This is a genomic window from Motiliproteus sp. MSK22-1, from assembly GCF_001968815.1.
In the GTDB taxonomy this organism is placed as follows: Bacteria; Pseudomonadota; Gammaproteobacteria; order Pseudomonadales; family Balneatricaceae; genus Motiliproteus.
Genome location: NZ_MIEQ01000044.1, coordinates 335,386 through 352,658, shown reverse-complemented (window position 1 = coordinate 352,658; position 17,273 = coordinate 335,386). Strand labels below are relative to the sequence as shown.

General features: G+C 47.5%; 14 protein-coding genes. 5 read left to right on the top strand and 9 right to left on the bottom strand.

The window, feature by feature from the left end; all coding sequences use genetic code 11:
• The first annotated feature begins 10 nt into the window (after positions 1 to 10).
• From BGP75_RS12160 to BGP75_RS12145, 4 genes are all read left to right on the top strand, one after another.
• Entirely contained in the window at positions 11 to 964 is a 954-nt protein-coding gene (locus BGP75_RS12160) for a zinc metalloprotease HtpX (protein WP_076718862.1), read from the top strand.
• 284 nt (positions 965 to 1,248) lie between these two features.
• The gene (locus BGP75_RS12155; RefSeq protein WP_076718861.1) at positions 1,249 to 2,976 is read left to right on the top strand and encodes an ABC transporter substrate-binding protein; all 1,728 of its coding nucleotides are present in this window, start codon (positions 1,249 to 1,251) and stop codon (positions 2,974 to 2,976) included.
• A complete protein-coding gene (locus BGP75_RS12150) occupies positions 2,973 to 3,842 on the top strand; it encodes an ABC transporter substrate-binding protein (protein ID WP_076718860.1) in 870 nt (289 codons plus the stop codon). The genes BGP75_RS12155 and BGP75_RS12150 overlap by 4 nt, the downstream gene beginning before the upstream one ends.
• 448 nt (positions 3,843 to 4,290) lie before the next feature.
• Positions 4,291 to 6,048 (top strand): ABC transporter substrate-binding protein, encoded by a 1,758-nt coding sequence (locus tag BGP75_RS12145; protein WP_083704783.1) that lies wholly within the window; start codon positions 4,291 to 4,293, stop codon positions 6,046 to 6,048.
• Between the two features lie 197 nt (positions 6,049 to 6,245).
• On the opposite strand, the gene tpiA is transcribed toward BGP75_RS12145, so the two are convergent.
• The 4 genes from tpiA to BGP75_RS12125 form a co-directional block, all read right to left on the bottom strand.
• Positions 6,246 to 6,995: a triose-phosphate isomerase gene (gene tpiA / locus BGP75_RS12140; protein ID WP_076718859.1), complete on the bottom strand. Its 750-nt coding sequence runs from the start codon at positions 6,993 to 6,995 to the stop codon at positions 6,246 to 6,248.
• Between the two features lie 23 nt (positions 6,996 to 7,018).
• A complete protein-coding gene (gene eno / locus BGP75_RS12135; protein WP_076718858.1) occupies positions 7,019 to 8,323 on the bottom strand; it encodes a hypothetical protein in 1,305 nt (434 codons plus the stop codon).
• 186 nt (positions 8,324 to 8,509) lie between these two features.
• Positions 8,510 to 10,060, bottom strand: a complete 1,551-nt coding sequence (glpD, locus tag BGP75_RS12130) for a glycerol-3-phosphate dehydrogenase (protein WP_076718857.1) — start codon at positions 10,058 to 10,060, stop codon at positions 8,510 to 8,512.
• 373 nt (positions 10,061 to 10,433) lie between these two features.
• Positions 10,434 to 11,192 (bottom strand): DeoR/GlpR family transcriptional regulator, encoded by a 759-nt coding sequence (locus BGP75_RS12125; protein WP_076718856.1) that lies wholly within the window; start codon positions 11,190 to 11,192, stop codon positions 10,434 to 10,436.
• A 276-nt stretch (positions 11,193 to 11,468) separates the two neighbouring features.
• Here BGP75_RS12125 and glpK point away from each other — a divergent pair, with 276 nt between their 5' ends.
• Positions 11,469 to 12,953 carry a glycerol kinase GlpK gene (gene glpK / locus BGP75_RS12120; protein ID WP_076718855.1) on the top strand — a complete coding sequence of 495 codons (1,485 nt, stop codon included), beginning with the start codon at positions 11,469 to 11,471 and terminating at the stop codon, positions 12,951 to 12,953.
• Positions 12,954 to 13,170: 217 nt separating this feature from the next.
• Here the strand turns inward: glpK and BGP75_RS12115 are convergent, their stop codons facing one another.
• From BGP75_RS12115 to BGP75_RS12095, 5 genes are all read right to left on the bottom strand, one after another.
• On the bottom strand, positions 13,171 to 14,262 hold the full coding sequence (locus BGP75_RS12115) for a methyltransferase domain-containing protein (protein ID WP_076718854.1): 1,092 nt from the start codon (positions 14,260 to 14,262) through the stop codon (positions 13,171 to 13,173).
• A 6-nt stretch (positions 14,263 to 14,268) separates the two neighbouring features.
• On the bottom strand, positions 14,269 to 14,652 hold the full coding sequence (locus BGP75_RS12110) for a PAAR domain-containing protein (protein ID WP_076718853.1): 384 nt from the start codon (positions 14,650 to 14,652) through the stop codon (positions 14,269 to 14,271).
• A 226-nt stretch (positions 14,653 to 14,878) separates the two neighbouring features.
• On the bottom strand, positions 14,879 to 15,364 hold the full coding sequence (locus BGP75_RS12105) for an MEKHLA domain-containing protein (RefSeq protein ID WP_233152915.1): 486 nt from the start codon (positions 15,362 to 15,364) through the stop codon (positions 14,879 to 14,881).
• Between the two features lie 22 nt (positions 15,365 to 15,386).
• Positions 15,387 to 15,881, bottom strand: coding sequence for an ATP-binding protein (locus tag BGP75_RS12100; RefSeq protein ID WP_076718852.1), 495 nt, complete (start codon positions 15,879 to 15,881; stop codon positions 15,387 to 15,389).
• Positions 15,882 to 16,022: 141 nt separating this feature from the next.
• Positions 16,023 to 17,180: a toxic anion resistance protein gene (locus BGP75_RS12095; RefSeq protein WP_076718851.1), complete on the bottom strand. Its 1,158-nt coding sequence runs from the start codon at positions 17,178 to 17,180 to the stop codon at positions 16,023 to 16,025.
• Between the last annotated feature and the right edge of the window lie 93 nt (positions 17,181 to 17,273).

Genomic DNA, 17,273 nt, shown 5'->3' with positions numbered 1-17,273 from the left:
TGTCACTATTATGGATCAGCAAACTCTGCGTCAACATCGTTTAAATAATCGATTACAGTCTCTACTGCTGGTTGTTGCACTTGCTGCACTGGTTGGTTATCTGGGATGGATGCTGGGGGGACTCCTTTTATCAACTGTCGGTGTTCTACTCGCCTGCATGGTTTATCTTGTCAATCCCCAGGCTTCATTACGTCTGACGTTACGTTTGTATCGCACTTCACGCCTGAGTCAGCAGCAAGTGCCAGAGCTTTATCAGGTTTTATCGGAACTTTGCCGTCGTGCCGGTATTGAGCAGCTCCCTCAGTTGTATTACATGCCCAGTTATAGTCTTAATGCGTTTGCCGTGGGCAGTCAGAAAGATGCTGCGATTATTCTTTCAGAAGGATTGTTGAGAAAGCTGAATTTTGAGCAGATGGTTGGTGTGTTGGGCCATGAACTGGCGCATATACATCATAATGATCTTCAGCTAATGGGCTTTGCTGACACCATCAGCCGGGTGGCAGGAGGGTTTACCCTGATGGGGGTAATTCTATTGATACTACATATTCCTTTAATGATTTTGTTCGGCGAGTTTCCTCCGTTAATTCCGGTGCTGCTGCTGTTGTTGGCACCCTACCTGAGCATTCTTCTGCAACTGGCGTTATCCCGGACTCGCGAGTTTGAAGCTGATCGGTTTTGTAGTGAATTGGTCGGATCACCACAGCCACTGATCCATGCGCTGAAGACCATGGAAACGGAATCTATCTCTATTATTGAACAGATACTTATGCCTGGTCGTCGACAGCCAGAACCCTCTCTTATCCGAACTCATCCTGCCACTGAGGAGCGCATCAGGCGTTTGGAAGAACTCCAAGGGGAATCTGGGAATTTATTCATTCAACCCATGACCGACTATCTGAAACCATTTCCTCGCAAAGAATCGTTGCAACGTCCCCGTTGGCGAATTTGGGGGCATTGGTACTGAAATAATAAGAGAAACCAAAAGAACAGATAATCTCATGTAAAGGGAGTCTGGGTAAAAGAATAGACGCTTTATGATGGAAGGCGTTTTATTACTCTGATTTCGTAAGAATCTGTTTTTTTTTAAGTATCTGGCGTTGTAGTGTCTGCTGACTGCATCCTGTTATGGCAAATCGGTATACTCTGAGCTGGCCTAAAGTTGTGTAGGCATCACTTATCTGCGATACAGGGCTTATCGTTTGCTATCATCATATAGGTAGACAGATTCGCTAACCGGCCGAGCCGATTATGCTTCAAACTAGATTTCCTCAGCTTTTCTATTTCCTGTTGGTAGCCTTGATACCGGCCTTGATTCCTGTATCTGATTTTTCTGTATATGCGGATATCCGTGAGGCTCGATATTGGCTGGAGACAGAGTTTTCGGAGACGACGTTGGAACCAGAACAACAGCTACGGGAAATGGAATGGTTTATTACTGCTGCAAAACCTTATCGAAATATGACCGTTAGAGTTGTTTCCGAGCGTATCGATGCCCACTTTTATGAAGCCAATACTTTAGCGAAGGCCTTTGAAGATATTACTGGTATAAAAGTGATACATGAGGTGACCGGTGAAGATGATGTGATTAAAAAACTCCAGGCTCAGATAGACCTTAATTTCAGCATTTACGATGCCTATATCAACGATAGTGATCTTATAGGTACGCACTTTCGGTCGAATAATGTCGTGCCCATTAGTGAATTTATAGCAGGGGATGGTGCAGAAGTGACATTACCGACTCTGGACCTGGAGGATTTTATCGGCCTCAGGTTTACAACCGCTCCTGATGGCAAAATATACCAGTTGCCGGACCAGCAATTTGCCAATCTATATTGGTATCGTCATGACTGGTTTTCGCGGCCAGAGTTAAAGCAGCAATTTCAGGCGCGCTACGGTTATGAACTCAATGTACCGAAGAACTGGTCTGCTTATGAAGATATCGCTGAATTCTTTAGTGTCTATGTAAAGGAGATTGATGGTCAGCGCGTTTATGGACATATGGATTACGGCAATGCTGACCCCTCACTGGGATGGCGATTCTCTGATGCCTGGTTATCTATGGCGGGCGTTGGTGATCCTGGCATCCCCAACGGTTTGCCGGTAGACGAATGGGGAATTCGGATTGAAGGCTGTCGGCCTGTTGGTGCCAGTGTGGCCCGAGGTGGTGCGCTTAACAGCCCTGCCGCCATCTACGCCACTCGAAAATTTGTAGATTGGTTACACAAGTATGCTCCTCCAGAGGCGCAAAGAATGAACTTTACCCAGGCTGGAGCCGTTCCCGGACGGGGAAATATCGCCCAACAGATCTTCTGGTACACCGCTTTTACTGCAGCTATGACAGATCCGGCATTACCGGTGAATGATGCTGATGGAACACCAAAATGGAGAATGGCACCTTCTCCCCACGGGGCCTATTGGCAACAGGGTATGAAGTTGGGCTATCAGGATGTCGGAGCATGGACATTTCTGAAAAGCACTCCTGTGAACCGCAGAAAAGCGGCTTGGTTATATGCTCAATTTGTAGTGTCAAAGACAGTCTCTCTGCGAAAAACATTAGTGGGGTTAGCTCCGATTCGACTGTCGGATATCGAGTCCGAGTATTTTACTGATATTGCTCATAAGTACGGCGGTTTAGTGGAGTTCTACCGCAGCCCTGCCCGTAATTACTGGACGCCGACGGGGAGTAATGTGCCCGATTATCCAGGTCTCTCTAATCTCTGGTGGCAGAATATAGGTGCTGCTGTCGATGGTTCAAAATCTGCGGAGCAGGTCATGAATCAATTGGCCGTAAGAATGGATCAGGAAATGGGACGTTTGCAGTTTCAAATGAAGGGACCCTGTCGTCCTGCTTTGAATCCGGTTCAATCTGAAGACTATTGGTATCAGCAACCTGGAGCACCCAAGGCTAAATTAGTTAATGAAAATCCAAAGGGGGTGACCCAGTCTTACCCTCAGTCTCTGGAGCGCTGGAGATGATTTCTCGATCCCGGTTATGTGAACTGATATGCCGTTGGGTATGGCTGATAGTGATCATCAGGATTGGACCGGTGAACGGTGCAGAAGTGGTAACCGACTCTGTTTATACTCTTTATACGCAATCGTTGCCGCCGTACAGCATGATGGTGCAGGAGAGCTCTGCTGATTCAAAGTCTGCTGATTCAAAGTTTTCTGTTTCAGCAGGCTCCCTGAGTCAGAATAAAAGAACCGGAAACAGTGCGAGTGCAGAACAAACCGCGCGCTCTCTCACCCGGGCTTCTGGCCTGGCAGTAGACATTGTCGAGCAGCTGTTTAGCCGTTCTGGGCTTAGCTCCCGTGTTGAAATTCTTCCTTGGAGCCGAGCCTATCGAATGGCAGCAAATGATCGGCAAGGTTGTTTGTTTCCGGTTCAGCGTACCCAGGAAAGAGAAGCCCAGTTCCAATGGATCAGTCCCCTGATTATCACGGAGACGGGGTTTTTCACCCGAGCGGATTTTCCCGCCAGCATTCGGACGCTGGATGATGTTCGAGACCTGCGCATTGCCAGTTATCGAGGAAATGCCATTGCGGATTACCTGACGGGCTTTGGCTATGACGTTGATATTTCCAATGATGAATTTGTTAACCTCAAACGTTTGCAGATTAAGCGAGTGGATGTCTGGGCTGCGGATACTCTGACTGCTGCTTTCTTTATCAGAAAATCATCTGGCACTGATGTTCATAACCAGTTGACTTTTTTCACTACGTTAAGAGGGCTGGCATGCAATACTGCAATTCCTGTTGAAGTTATCAAAGAGTTGCGATTACAGCTGAAAACAATGTATGCAGACGGCACGATTGAGTTGATTCGAGATAAATACCGCTGAACCTGCGAGCCAAGTCCCTTGGCCCCGGAGGGCGCGCTGAGAACATAATGGGCTTATTCGAAGGGTCCCCAGATGTCAGCGTTGAAACGTATTCAGAGCCTTATGATTCCATAAATTCCCGACCTGAGTCTGTATTTTCCAAAGAAATCTGAATTTTCATGTTTTTTCTAAATCAATCATAGAGTAGATTGTAAATGCTTAGTGTTTTCGTTATTTGTTGAAAATATTCTTTATCGAATGTTATCTTTTGGTTGGTGTTCGAAATCTATCTATGTTATTTGATGCTACAGGTCCTGTTCGCTGGCGTTACTTTTTAGCCAATCTGTATTGGCAGGAGATAGTTGCTACAGCGACTCAGTCAGCAGCTATGCTTAGGTAAGGTAATAAAAACAATTTGCATTAGCATTTATGAATTATGGCTTTGGAAATTAGCCACTAGAGGTTAAAAATGAAAAATAATAATAAAAGGCCGAAGGTACTCTTACTCAGTGCTGCTATCTCGATGGTATCCTGGAGTATGATGACTAACGCCGATCAGTACTCTGATGCTGCGGAAAACTGGCTGAGCAAAGAATTTACTGACTCCACACTGAAGTCAGCTGAGCAGAGAAAGGAGATGGCCTGGTTTACCGAGGCTGCTAAACCTTTTCGTGGCATGACTATTAATGTGGCATCAGAAACCATTGCGACCCATGAATATGAATCAAAAGTGCTGGCTAAGGCATTTGAGGAAATTACCGGCATTAAGGTTGTCCATGATTTGATTCAGGAAGGTGATGTGGTTGAAAAACTGCAGACGCAAATGCAATCGGATCGCAATATCTATGATGCCTATATCAACGATTCAGACCTGATCGGAACTCACTTCCGGTATGGCAAGGTCGTTGCTATTTCTGACATGATCAAGGGAGAAGCGAAAGACTACACGCTGCCTACCCTCGATTTGGAAGATTTTATCGGTCTGTCTTTTACGACCGGACCTGATGGCAAGTTGTATCAGCTCCCTGATCAACAGTTTGCCAATCTCTACTGGTTCCGTGCTGACTGGTTTGCCCGTGATGACCTGAAAAAGCAGTTTAAAGAAATTTATGGTTACAAGCTGGGTGTCCCGGAAAACTGGTCCGCCTATGAAGATATTGCCGAGTTCTTTTCTGTCTATGTTAAAGAAATAGATGGTGTGCCTGTTTATGGTCACATGGACTACGGTAAGAAAGACCCGTCACTGGGATGGCGTTTCACTGATGCCTGGTTTTCCATGGCCGGTGCAGGCGATGCGGGTATACCGAATGGTTTGCCTGTCGATGAGTGGGGGATTCGGGTGGAAGGTTGCCGACCGGTGGGCTCCAGTGTCGAGAGAGGCGGCGCGACCAATGGTCCTGCTGCTGTTTATGCGACTTCCAAGTACGTGGACTGGTTGCGTAAATATGCACCTCCTCAAGCCCAGGGAATGACCTTTAGTGAAGCGGGGCCAGTGCCTGCACAAGGGGGGATTGCTCAACAGATCTTCTGGTACACGGCCTTTACGGCCGCCATGAACAAGAAAGGGCTGCCAGTCGTCAATGAAGACGGCACACCCAAGTGGCGTATGGCTCCCTCTCCAAAAGGACCCTACTGGCAAGAGGGTATGAAGCTGGGGTATCAGGATGCGGGCTCCTGGACATTCCTCAAGTCTACCCCTGAGAAACGTCGTCTGGCTGCCTGGTTGTACGCGCAGTTCACAGTCTCTAAAACGGTTTCGCTAAAGAAAACCCTGGTGGGACTGACACCTATTCGTGAATCGGATATCAACTCCCAGGCGATGACTGATGCGGCACCTAAACTTGGTGGGCTGGTGGAGTTTTACCGCAGCCCAGCGCGGGTTCAGTGGACGCCAACTGGAACCAACGTACCAGACTACCCTAAGTTGGCACAGCTGTGGTGGCAGTATATTGCGGAAGCGGCCAGCGGGGAGAAAAGCCCTCAGGCTGCATTGGATGGTTTGGCCAAGGCTCAGGACAAAGTTCTTAAACGGCTGGAACGTGCGAAGGTGCAGGGGGAATGTGGACCCAAATTAAATGATAAGAGTGATCCTGAGTATTGGTTGAACCAGCCCGGTTCACCCAAAGCTAAACTGGCCAATGAAAAGCCTCCGGGTAAGACCATTGAGTACAATGCTTTGTTGAAAAGTTGGCAGAGAGCAGCCTATATACAGTTATTTGGTAACTGATCAGTCTGGCGATTCAGGTATGTGGAACGCTGCATGCTTCATAAGTCAGGTATAAAAAAGGGCGAGTATCCATGCGAAGATACTCGCCCAATGCTACCTTCAGTGTCAGGGGCTCGATGATCAAGCCCTTAAGGTAGCTTGGAGACACCCAGGCCCTGCCCAATAGATCGGACAAGGACCCGGAGCATGAAGTTTGACTAGCTTGCTGCCTGGCAAATGGCTGCAAATGATTCAGCGTTCAAAGAGGCTCCTCCTACCAATCCTCCGTCTACATCAGGTTGGTTAAAGAGGGAAGTTGCGTTACTGGCATTGACGCTGCCTCCATATAGAAGAGGCAATGTCTCTGCTATGGAGATATCGTATTCACCGATGAGTTCTCGTATTTTTTGGTGCACTTCCTGGGCTTGTGCTGGCGTAGCTGTTTCACCAGTACCGATCGCCCAGACTGGTTCATAGGCGATTACTGCGTTGGCGAAACTCTGAATACCATTACGCTGAATCACCGACTTTATCTGACTGCTGACTACTTCAATAGATTGGCCTGTTTTTCTCTGCTTAAGAGTTTCGCCGACACAGAGGACCGGAATTAGCTCTGAAGCAACGGCAACGGCAAATTTCTCTGCGATGATCAGGTCACTCTCTCCGTAGATCTCCCGGCGCTCTGAATGCCCCACTAAAACATAACGACAACCAGTGTCCTTTAACATTGGGCCGCTGACTTCACCGGTATGAGCCCCTTTTTCCTGCATATTCAGATTCTGTGCCCCCAGTGCCAGGTTCCCGCCGATCATTGCTTTAACCTGGGAAAGGTAAGGGTACGGTGGGCAAACCGCTATTGCTACTTGAGTATCTGGTTTTAATAGAGGAAGCAGCTGTTCCAACAGTTGATGGTTACTGGCGCTAGTACCATGCATTTTCCAGTTACCGATGACTAAGGGTGTTCGCATCTTGTTTCCTTAACTTGCATTTTTTACCTTGGAAATTGAGCCGTTGCCTCGTTACGCTCAATATTGAGGAGGCGGTCATATTTGGCCTGATTCTGGTGAAGCAAAGGGGAACCGGCGATAATTCCGTCAGATCCGGTTGCCACCGCAAGATCTGTAATAAAGGTATCGCCGGTCTCTCCTGCGGATTCAGATAAAATCAATTGGTAGCCAATATTCTGAGCAGCATGGATGAGTTCTAAGGTTTCGCTTAGGGTTCCCACCTGTATCGGTTTGACTTCGATAGCATTGGCGACACCGAACTGCTGCCCCTCATGAAGTAATCCCGTGTTACTGACGAATACTTCACCGCCGACCAGCCGTATCGATTTTCCCAATTGCTCGGTGATTTCATGCCAGCCTTCCCAGTCGCCCTCGTCGATAGGATCGATCAACGTAGATATTCCATAGTTATTCGCTAAATTTCCAAGGTATGCACTGAACCGTGTGGCGTCGAATCTGGTGCTGCTGTTCAATCGATAGTGGATACCGTCGTATAACAAGGATGGATCTAGCCGCAGGGCCAGCGCAACCTCTTCTCCGAGTCTGTGACCACTGCGTAAAATGGCCTCTTTGACCGTTTCAAGCAACAGCTCAACCGCCAGAAAGTTTCCCTGATTTCCTGTGGTTGCTGTTTCCCGGGACTGATTTTCCGGATCAACGTTGGAGAACCGGGACAAGCTTTTTATAATTTCCTTACTGATGTTTAGGGCGCTGCCTGCAGAGTGTCCACGCAATGGGTGAAGTATCAGGGACTGGACCCCAAAAGCAGGACTGATAGAGCTTTTATTTCCGACCATTTCCACCATGGGTAATGGAGCGTTTAAACTGACTGTTCTGTTTGGTGATTTCAGTTCAATTTCATCAGTTAACTGTAAAAACTGCTGATTTATATACTGGTGCAACGGTATTTTCAGCTCAAGTGCTGCGGCTCTGGCGGCTGCAATTGAAACAGCCAGTATCCCGTTAGCACCAAGATTGGATCTGTTATCAGTGCCATCCAGCGCCACCAATAGCTGGTCAAGTGCTGCTTGAGACTGTATCTCTTTACCTACAAGTAACTCGTTTACTTCGGAGTTTATGGCAACAACCGCATTAAGAACGCCAAGACCTGCAAAGCAGTGCGGGTCGCCATCTCTCAATTCAATGGCTTCACGGGTTCCGGTGGTGGAGCCTGCCGGAACGGTTGCACGGCCAAATATACCGGAGTGCAAAATCACGTCGGCTTCAACGGTGGGAATGCCCCGGCAGTCGAGTATTTGGCGTGCAGTAACCTGTTTGATGGCACTCATTGGTTGCGTTTATTCTTATCAAGTTCAAATGGTCGTTTTATGGCTTGCACGTGTCAGTTGCATAGCCCCTTACGATCCCTGTGGTTGTCTAACACCTGGCTGTTTATTCTGGTAATGGCTCTTTCTGGTAGCTATCAATTCTGGCAATAGCTACCGCTTTAAGAACATTGCCTTAATGGACTGCTTTTAGCTGCCAGTCTGTTGATAGGCTGCTGACAAATTTTGTGGGGTGATCAATTTGTTTGTTGATGCGGCCTCTTGCAAGTAGGCATCCAGGTCCGCCTGCTCACTTTGATTGAGAAACAGGCCAAGCTTGCTGCGACGCCAGATCAGATCTTCCAGAGTCAGGGTCCACTCCTGCTGAATTAGATAGTCCACTTCCCGCTGGTAAAGGCCAGCACCGAAATGGCGTCCCAAATCTTCAATGCTGTTGCAGTTTCCGAGGATCTGATGGCTAATCGTTCCATAGCTGCGCACATACCGTTTAGTGATAGAGAGGGGTAACCAGCTGTATTGTTTGCATAGTTTCTTTTGCAGAGTTAATGGATTATCAAAGTTACCGCCGGGTAAAGGTGCAGAGGCTGTCCAGGCGGAACCTGCCTTCGGGAAGAACTCTTTCAGACTATTCATTGCGGCTTCTGAAAGCTTACGATAAGTCGTTATTTTTCCGCCGAATACGGAGAGCAAAGGAGCCTTACCATTTTGGTGGTCTATCTCAAAGGTATAGTCTCGGGTGACCGCCTGAGGGTTTTCTGCTTCGTCATCCAAAAGAGGTCGAACACCGGCATAGGTGCGTACAACGTCGTCCCGTGAAATTTTCTTGGTAAAGTGCTGATTAGTGACTTCAATCAGATAGTCAATTTCTTCATCAGAAATTGCCGCTGTGGAGGGTTCTCCCTTGTGTTCAACGTCTGTTGTTCCGATCAGTGAAAACTGCCCTTCATAAGGAATGACAAATACTATTCGGTTGTCTTCGTTCTGTAGAATGTAGGCTTCATCTTCATCGTGAATCCTGGGAACAATAATATGGCTGCCCTTAACCAGACGAATATTCTTTGGTGAGGGTGTACTCATCGCGGTATCAAATAAGCTGGCAACCCAGGGACCTGCTGCATTAACGAGTGCGCGGGCCTGGATAATCTCCTGTTCTCCGGTAAGCTGGTTTTCCAGCGTAACTTCCCAGATGCCCTCGTTTCGTTCTGCCTTAACGCAGCGGCAACGGGTACTGATACGTGCTCCTTTTTCTCGCGCGGCGATCGCATTCAGCGTAACCAGACGTGCGTCATCAACCCAGCCATCTGAATATTCAAAGCCTTTTTTAATACCAGGAACGAGAGGGCCGTCAGCACTGAACTTGATTCCGTGAGAGCCTTTCAAGGTTGCTCGCTTACTCAGGTGATCGTACAAAAACAAACCTGCACGAATCATCAGAGCGGGACGCAAATGCGGGCGATGAGGGAGTCTGAACCGCAGTGGCCAAATGATATGCGGCGCATTTTTCAGCAGAACTTCCCGTTCCGCCAACGCTTCGCGAACCAGGCGAAATTCATAATATTCCAAATAACGCAGGCCACCGTGAATTAGCTTACTGCTGTTTGAAGAGGTTGCTGACGCCAGATCATTCATTTCGCAAAGCGCAACTTTAAGGCCGCGTCCTGCTGCATCTGAAGCAATTCCCACTCCATTGATTCCCCCGCCGACTACCAAAACGTCGTAGATGTTGGCTTCAGTGTTCATCTGTGTCTGTCTCCTTTGCGCTTACCTGACGATCAATCTAAACAGGCCAATGTGCTGCAAAATTTCTACCCGTATGCCTGATCCCGAAGTACAGGGAAAGGCTGGGTGGTTGTGAAAATATTTATTAACTATAGTATTCGTTATAGAACAAAATCAACAGAAAACGAACAAAAAAGAACAAAAATGTTTGATGTTGTTGATTTGTTTGAATAATTCGAATGAAATAAATAATCCGTAATTCTATCTTTTAGGCGGAATAGTGGTTGCCTTGGGCGTTTTTCAGCAGTCCCGGTGGGGTGGTGGTTACTGGCAATTTATAGGAAAAACCGTATCAGAAGGCAGATACGGTTCAAAGAGGACGAGAGAGCTGTCACTAGGTTAAGTGAAGCTCCACCTGGTTAGCAGCAAGAATATTGGTAATTTCTTTTGATGGCATTTGGTCAGTGAACAGGTGGTCCGCCTGGTCTATGTTGCCAAGTCGAACCATTGCATTGCGTCCGAATTTTGAATGGTCGGCGGCTAAAAGTACTTGTCCGGAGTTTTCGATAATGGTCTGTGCAACTCTCACCTCACGGTAGTCAAAATCCAGTAAGGTACCGTCACTATGAATACCACTGATGCCGATGATTCCAAAGTCCATTTGAAATTGATTGATAAAATCCCGGGTCGCTTCACCGACAATACCTCCATCTCGGTTACGGACTTCTCCACCAGCAATGATTACCGAGAAATCTTCTTTAGCACTCAGTATTGAGGCAACATGGAGATTATTGGTGACAATACGCAGATCTTTGTGACCAAGCAGGGCCCGAGCGATAGTTTCGGTTGTCGTACCAATGTTGATAAACAGGGACGAGCCGTCGGGAATCAGCTTGACCAGAACCCGAGCGATCTGTTCTTTGGCATCCAGATTCATTATTTTTCGGGCCTGATAGGCGGTGTTAACGGTGCTGGATTCTACTCCAGCGCCACCATGATGGCGGCGAATTTTCTTCTTTTCCGCAAGTTGGTTCAGGTCTCTTCGAATGGTTTGCGGAGTCACCTTAAAATGCTCAACCAGTTCGTCTATGCTGACAAAGCCATTTTTTTGTACTCGTTCGAGGATTAAATCCTGACGGCGTCTTTGGGCCATTGTTTGATCATTCTCCAGGCGGATTCAGGGAGCTTTTGGTTTCTGCTATAAAGCATAGGAATTCTATAGCTTTACGGCCTAATATGGGAGTTGAATTACAGAATTGTAAAAACTCTATTCGAAAGATAAAGAAAATAAGCTTTGGTTTTTGTGTTCGATATGGTAAAAATACGAACATAAAAGAATATTTTGTTGAGGTGCTCTCAATAAAATGCTTGAAAGACATTTTAGCGTCTAACAAGTTATCGAATAAAAAAGTGTGATAAAGGATCAACCATGGCTAAGTACATCCTCTCAATCGACCAAGGTACCACTAGCTCTCGGGCAATTTTGTTCGATATGCAGGGGAAAATTGATACCACTGCTCAAGAGGAATTTCCTCAGCACTTTCCTCAGGATGGATGGGTCGAGCATGAGCCGGAAGAGATATGGCAGTCGGTCCTTCGGACCTGCCGCGCTGCTATCGCAAACGCAGAGATTTCAGCGGATGAAATTGGTGCTATCGGTATCACCAACCAAAGGGAAACCACGTTGGTCTGGGACCGTAACACGGGTGAACCAGTGTGTCGTGCCATTGTCTGGCAAGACCGCAGAACCGGTGATTATTGCCAACAGTTAAAGGATGAAGGGCTGGAAGGCAATATCACCCGAAAAACCGGCCTGCTGATTGATCCTTATTTTTCGGCAACAAAGATTCGCTGGATTCTTGATGAAATTCCGGGAGTTCGACAGCGAGCGGAGCAGGGAGAGCTGGCATTTGGAACCATTGATACCTTTTTGCTCTGGAAGTTGACCAATGGCAAAGTTCATCGAACTGATGCCACTAATGCATCCCGGACGATGTTATTTAATATCCACGATCAACAGTGGGATCAAGAGCTATTAGATTTATTTAACATTCCTGGCAGTCTGTTACCGGAAGTGTTGGATTCCTCTGATGATTTTGGTGTGACAGATGTAGAACTGCTGGGAGCTGAAATTCCAATTTACGGAGTGGCCGGTGATCAGCAGGCTGCTTTGTTCGGTCAGACCTGCTTTAAAGAAGGGATGGCAAAGAGTACGTACGGTACGGGCTGTTTCTTGATGTTAAACACCGGATCACGGGCCTTGAAGTCTAACAGCCGACTGTTGACTACAGTAGCCTACAGACTCAATGGCAAACCCTGTTATGCATTGGAGGGTAGTATTTTTGCTGCCGGTACTACAATACAGTGGTTACGCGATGGTCTGAAGTTAATAAATGATGCAGTCGAAACTGAGCCTCTGGCTGAGCAGACACCGACCGATCACGGAGTCTATCTGGTTCCTGCGTTCACCGGGCTGGGGGCTCCCTATTGGGATCCGAATGCACGTGGTGCTATTTTCGGACTGACCCGGGATACCGGCATTAAAGAGATTGTCACCGCAGGTTTGCAGTCTGTCTGCTATCAGACTAAAGATCTCCAGAAAGCGATGGAGCATGATGGTGTTCGTGCCATAGCTCTGCGGGTTGATGGTGGTATGGTTGCCAACAACTGGGTGCTTCAGTTTTTGGCGGATATGCTGGGTGCTACGGTTGATCGCCCCGAAATTATAGAGACAACAGCCCTCGGAGTTGCCTATTTAGCGGGTTTAAAAGCAGGCTACTTCAAGTCATTGGAGAGTCTGGAAGGGCTCTGGCAATGTAATCGCCGGTTTGAACCACAGGTCGATAAATCAACACGAGACCGATATTATGATGGTTGGAAAACATCTGTAAGCAGAGTTCAGAAGGATTGCTGATTAGCAGCCATATTGTTATTGGTTTTGTGTTTGAAAGTTTATCTTCACGTCTGAAGTGATATTGCTACAGAGGGTGTCTCTGTTTGAATGAAGCTGATTTGGGTTGGCTGTTATCGCCAGCCCGAATCGGGTGTCGAGTCAGCTAAGGGAGACTGATCTTGCTCTGATCGTGTCTGTTTTTGTCCGTTATATCTTGTTGTCTTTTAATTAGTTGTCTTTATTTAGAGTTTCTGGCGCGAACCAGGAGCAGATCTACCCTGTAATTAACTGTACACCGATCATGAAGCCGCGTTTGCCAGGCGAGGTTATTGATACCTTCAACCAGCTCCAGTCCTGTAATTGACTGGGGGTGGGCACCCGGAGTCAACAATGCGCGGATAAATGGTTCAGCAGATCCCTTGTCAGGGCCTCTCTGGGAATGTCCTCCAATCCACTGCTCCATTGAAGTTGCATGAGGAGACCAGTCATAGGGCGTTGCTATTATGGCCGTTCCATCTGTCTCAACGATTCGTGCTATTTCGGTAAGAAAGCTGAGAGGTGACGGGACGCAGTCGATCAGGTTGAAGGCTGTCAGGGCGGTGACGGAGTCATCATTGAAAGGCAGCGTTTGAGCATCACATGCCCAAAAGTCCACTTGCTCAATTTCTTCAAAATTTACTTCGAATTCACGCCGGTCATAGACAACGCCGATTCTTCTTCTCGGATAACTGACTTTTCTTTCTCTGAGTATTTTCTGTGCCAGACGGAGCATGGAAAAATTAAGGTCAATTCCTAATACCGGCTTTTTTGTAATCTGCGCCAATTCAAATGTGGTTCGCCCTACGGAACAACCGGCATCAATAACCGGACCCTGCCAGCATGATTCAGTTTTATTGACTGCATAATCCAGGCACTTGATGATTGCACCCGCCTGTTGTTGCTCCTGGGATTCAGGCTCCTGTGGATCAAGATCCGCATAGTGATCCCAGCTGTAAGTGCTCAGGTGTTGTCGAGTAGCATCAAAAGCGGTTCCCGGTCCAATGCAATCCCCCAGTGTGCTTTCTATGTCCGCAGAAAAGTCTTCTCTGGCGGTGATGTGGTGCCAGTTGTCACTGATGTACTTGCGTGCATCCGGCACCAGAATGGGGATGCCGTCAATAATCGGGAATTCCAGAAAGCAGGAGGGGTCGGTGCAATGGAGGTGGCCCTCAACAACGTCATCTTCAGTGCCGCGAATTATTTTCGCAAGCACCAGAGGGCTGCTAATCCCACGGGAGTGTCGGCACTGGGGGCAAACGGGATTTAACGTCTCAAAGTGTAGTCTGCGCACTGTTGCTTATCCGCCGATGATCACAGTCGGACAGCAGGGGGGAATTATTTTCCCAACAGGGCTTGGGATCGGAGCGACACAGGAAGCATGGGCTGTCATGTCGCCCATACGAGCGGCAGGTAATCCTCCGATAATCACAGAACTGGAGCCTTTTGCAATCATGCCTGGTCCTGCCGGAACACAACTCGGCAGTATACAAGGGAGAGTGGTATCGGTGATACGAGCAGCAGGTACACCACCAATCACAACGGTTGGCTCTCCCTTTACAATCATAAGCGGGAGTGCAGGATGAGGAACCGGTGTGGGGACTAGCGCAGGGGGGTGAATGGGCGCATGGCAGTGTGGAGCGTCCTGAAGAACATTATCAGTGATGCGTGCGGCGTTAGGCATGCTAGCCCTCAAGTTTCAGTAGTGAAGCTTCGAACCCAGATTCGAAATTTTTGTAGTTAGATCATTAATATAGCAGATCAGGGGATCGTTTATACAGCTTGACCAGTTACCAGTGAGTTTAGACTAATTTAGCCTGACCCGTCTAATAGAGAATAGCGCCAATGACAGTTTTGCTGTTGATTCCGCGTGATTCCGGATCAAATGATACTGTATCGGAGCGTATCATTCAGAGATCGGTCCAGTTGCTAAATACCGCTGCCTGGCCACAATACTGACCTTTTTCGTTGGTTAGGTTCCAGACCGTTGCCCCTTCTATCCAAAATCGCTTACCTGTTGAAGATATCCTTACCCCTCGGTAATTGTCGATAAAGCCATCTTCTGTGACCTGGGTGAGAAGCGCTTCACGTTCTGCCCGGTTGACGGGCTCTGCTGATTTTCGAGAGGCCAGGCGGGTAAATTCTGACCAATCCATTTCAAATAAACGCAGGGCCGTTTGATTGCCATAGTTGAAGATGGGATCTTCTGCGGTGTTATGGGTAACAAGCGCATAAGGTGCTTCAAAAAGGGAGCGGTAAGCCTCTTCGCCAGACATGCCAGGCTCCACCAAATCTTTACCGGTTAATCGATGATAGCTGGATATAATCAATTGGGCATGCTCAGCCAGGTAGGTGTTTGCCGGGCAGGGCACTGCTGTTTTTGGAGCGTTAGGCAAAGTGAGGGCCTTCTATCTGACTTCAGGAAGAAGTGACGATGATCGTATTCTTTTCATCGGTTTTGACAGGCTCAAAGATGGTTTCACAGAACTCGAAAGTTTCTCTGGTTACTTGGAACTGATAGTTTTCGTTCTGTTGTGTATTTCTTTCATCTACTCGAACCCACCGGGTCTCCTTATCGACATCCAGATAGTGGGTGATTGCATCCAGTCCATGCCGATAGTAAAAGTTTCGTACACGCTCTCTTTGGGACTTTGCAAAAAAACCGATATCCAGAACAACATTAATTTTTCTATCTAAAAGTTTCAAAGACTCGTTCAGAATCTGGGTTTCAATGCGTTCTGTTCGCTCGAGTGCCCACTCGTATGACGGCGGGTCAGGAAGGTCCATAATGAAAAGATTCTTCATCCACTCGTCTCCAGAGAAAACATAGGCATTTTCCTGCTGCGCGAGCTTGGCCGCATAGGTGGTTTTTCCAGCGCCGGTATTGCCTGCAATAATAAACAGCTTTGACATGTTGTTTCCTGGGCGGACAGATCTGACAGCTATATAAGGTTTTATCTGCGTCCCCACTTACAGAGTCGAACCTGTCACTGTCAGATCTGGATTACTTCTTCTTAAGTTAACCGGACAAATTAAGTTAACCGGACAAAGTATTTAGCGTTCGCTCTCTACTACCCTATCTACATGGGTTTTCATCTGGGTATTGAGTTCTTGCAGGGTGTTGATGTTTTGCTGCATCACCGGAAGCGCTGCCTTCTTATAGGTCGACAGGCTTTCCATGGCTTCGATAACATCTGAAAAACTGGTCTTTAAGGCTTCGATCATCTGGGAGCTGTCATTGGCTTGCTGGATCACAGCAATACCTTGCTCTTTGGCTTTCCTGGCGGTGCCTTTCATCAACTCCGCGGTCATCTCGGTGGTGGCCTGAACGGCTTCCAATTGCTTCTTCTGATGACTTAACGCAACTTCTAATGCGGCTGCTGTTGCCAGCGCTTTGGCACTGACGTTTAAGGTGCGATCTGTTGAACGCACCAGTTCTTCGTTACCTCGACGAATGATATCCGATACCAGGATGGACTGATTAGCAGCTCCCAGACTGAGCTGCATGTCGCTGATTTCCTGTCGTAAGTAGTAGAGAACTTCTTCTTCAATGTAGTTTTTCTGAGCGGGTTCCAGCGTTTCAATCCAGGGGACTAACTCCTTATCCACCAGCATTGCGATCTGCAGTTGATCCTGAAGAGAGTAGGTGTGTTGAATCATCTGATCACGGTCAGCTTTTAAGGTCACATTATCTTTTTCAAGGACATTCTTGCCCTTTTCAAGACTTTCCAGAATATCATTGATAACCGTGCCAACAGACTGGTATTCGGACCACCAGGATTCCAGCCTTGTTCCAACGCCGGGGATTTTTGACAGCATACGTCGCAGCCAGCTTTCGGTAAAATCAAATTTATTGGGGTTAACTTTTTCGACCTGACGACGAAGTTCCAGCAGGTTTTTGGCGACCGTACCATTATCGCTGGAATCATCCATTATCTGGTTGACCGGCGCGTTGAGAAGGTCACTCTGCGATGCGACCTGTCGGCGTACTGCTGTACCGAACTTCTTTATATCATTGCTGAACTGGTTACGGGCCTCAATATCCCTGTCTCCAATACTGCGCAGACGTTCTAATAATTCGGTAACTTTGGCTTTTACCGCCTCTGATGGGGTCGCATCCGCTACTTTTTCTGGTGCCAATGTACCGACTTGATCGGCCACTTCTAACGAAGACAGCGTAGAAACTGTCTGCAATTCTATTTGAGATGTCATGGTCACTCCTGGCCGATACTTGTCTAAATAGCTGCATTTAAGAGAGTTGCTTCAACTGCTGTCTGTCAGGCGGCTGTTTAAAATCCGGTTTTT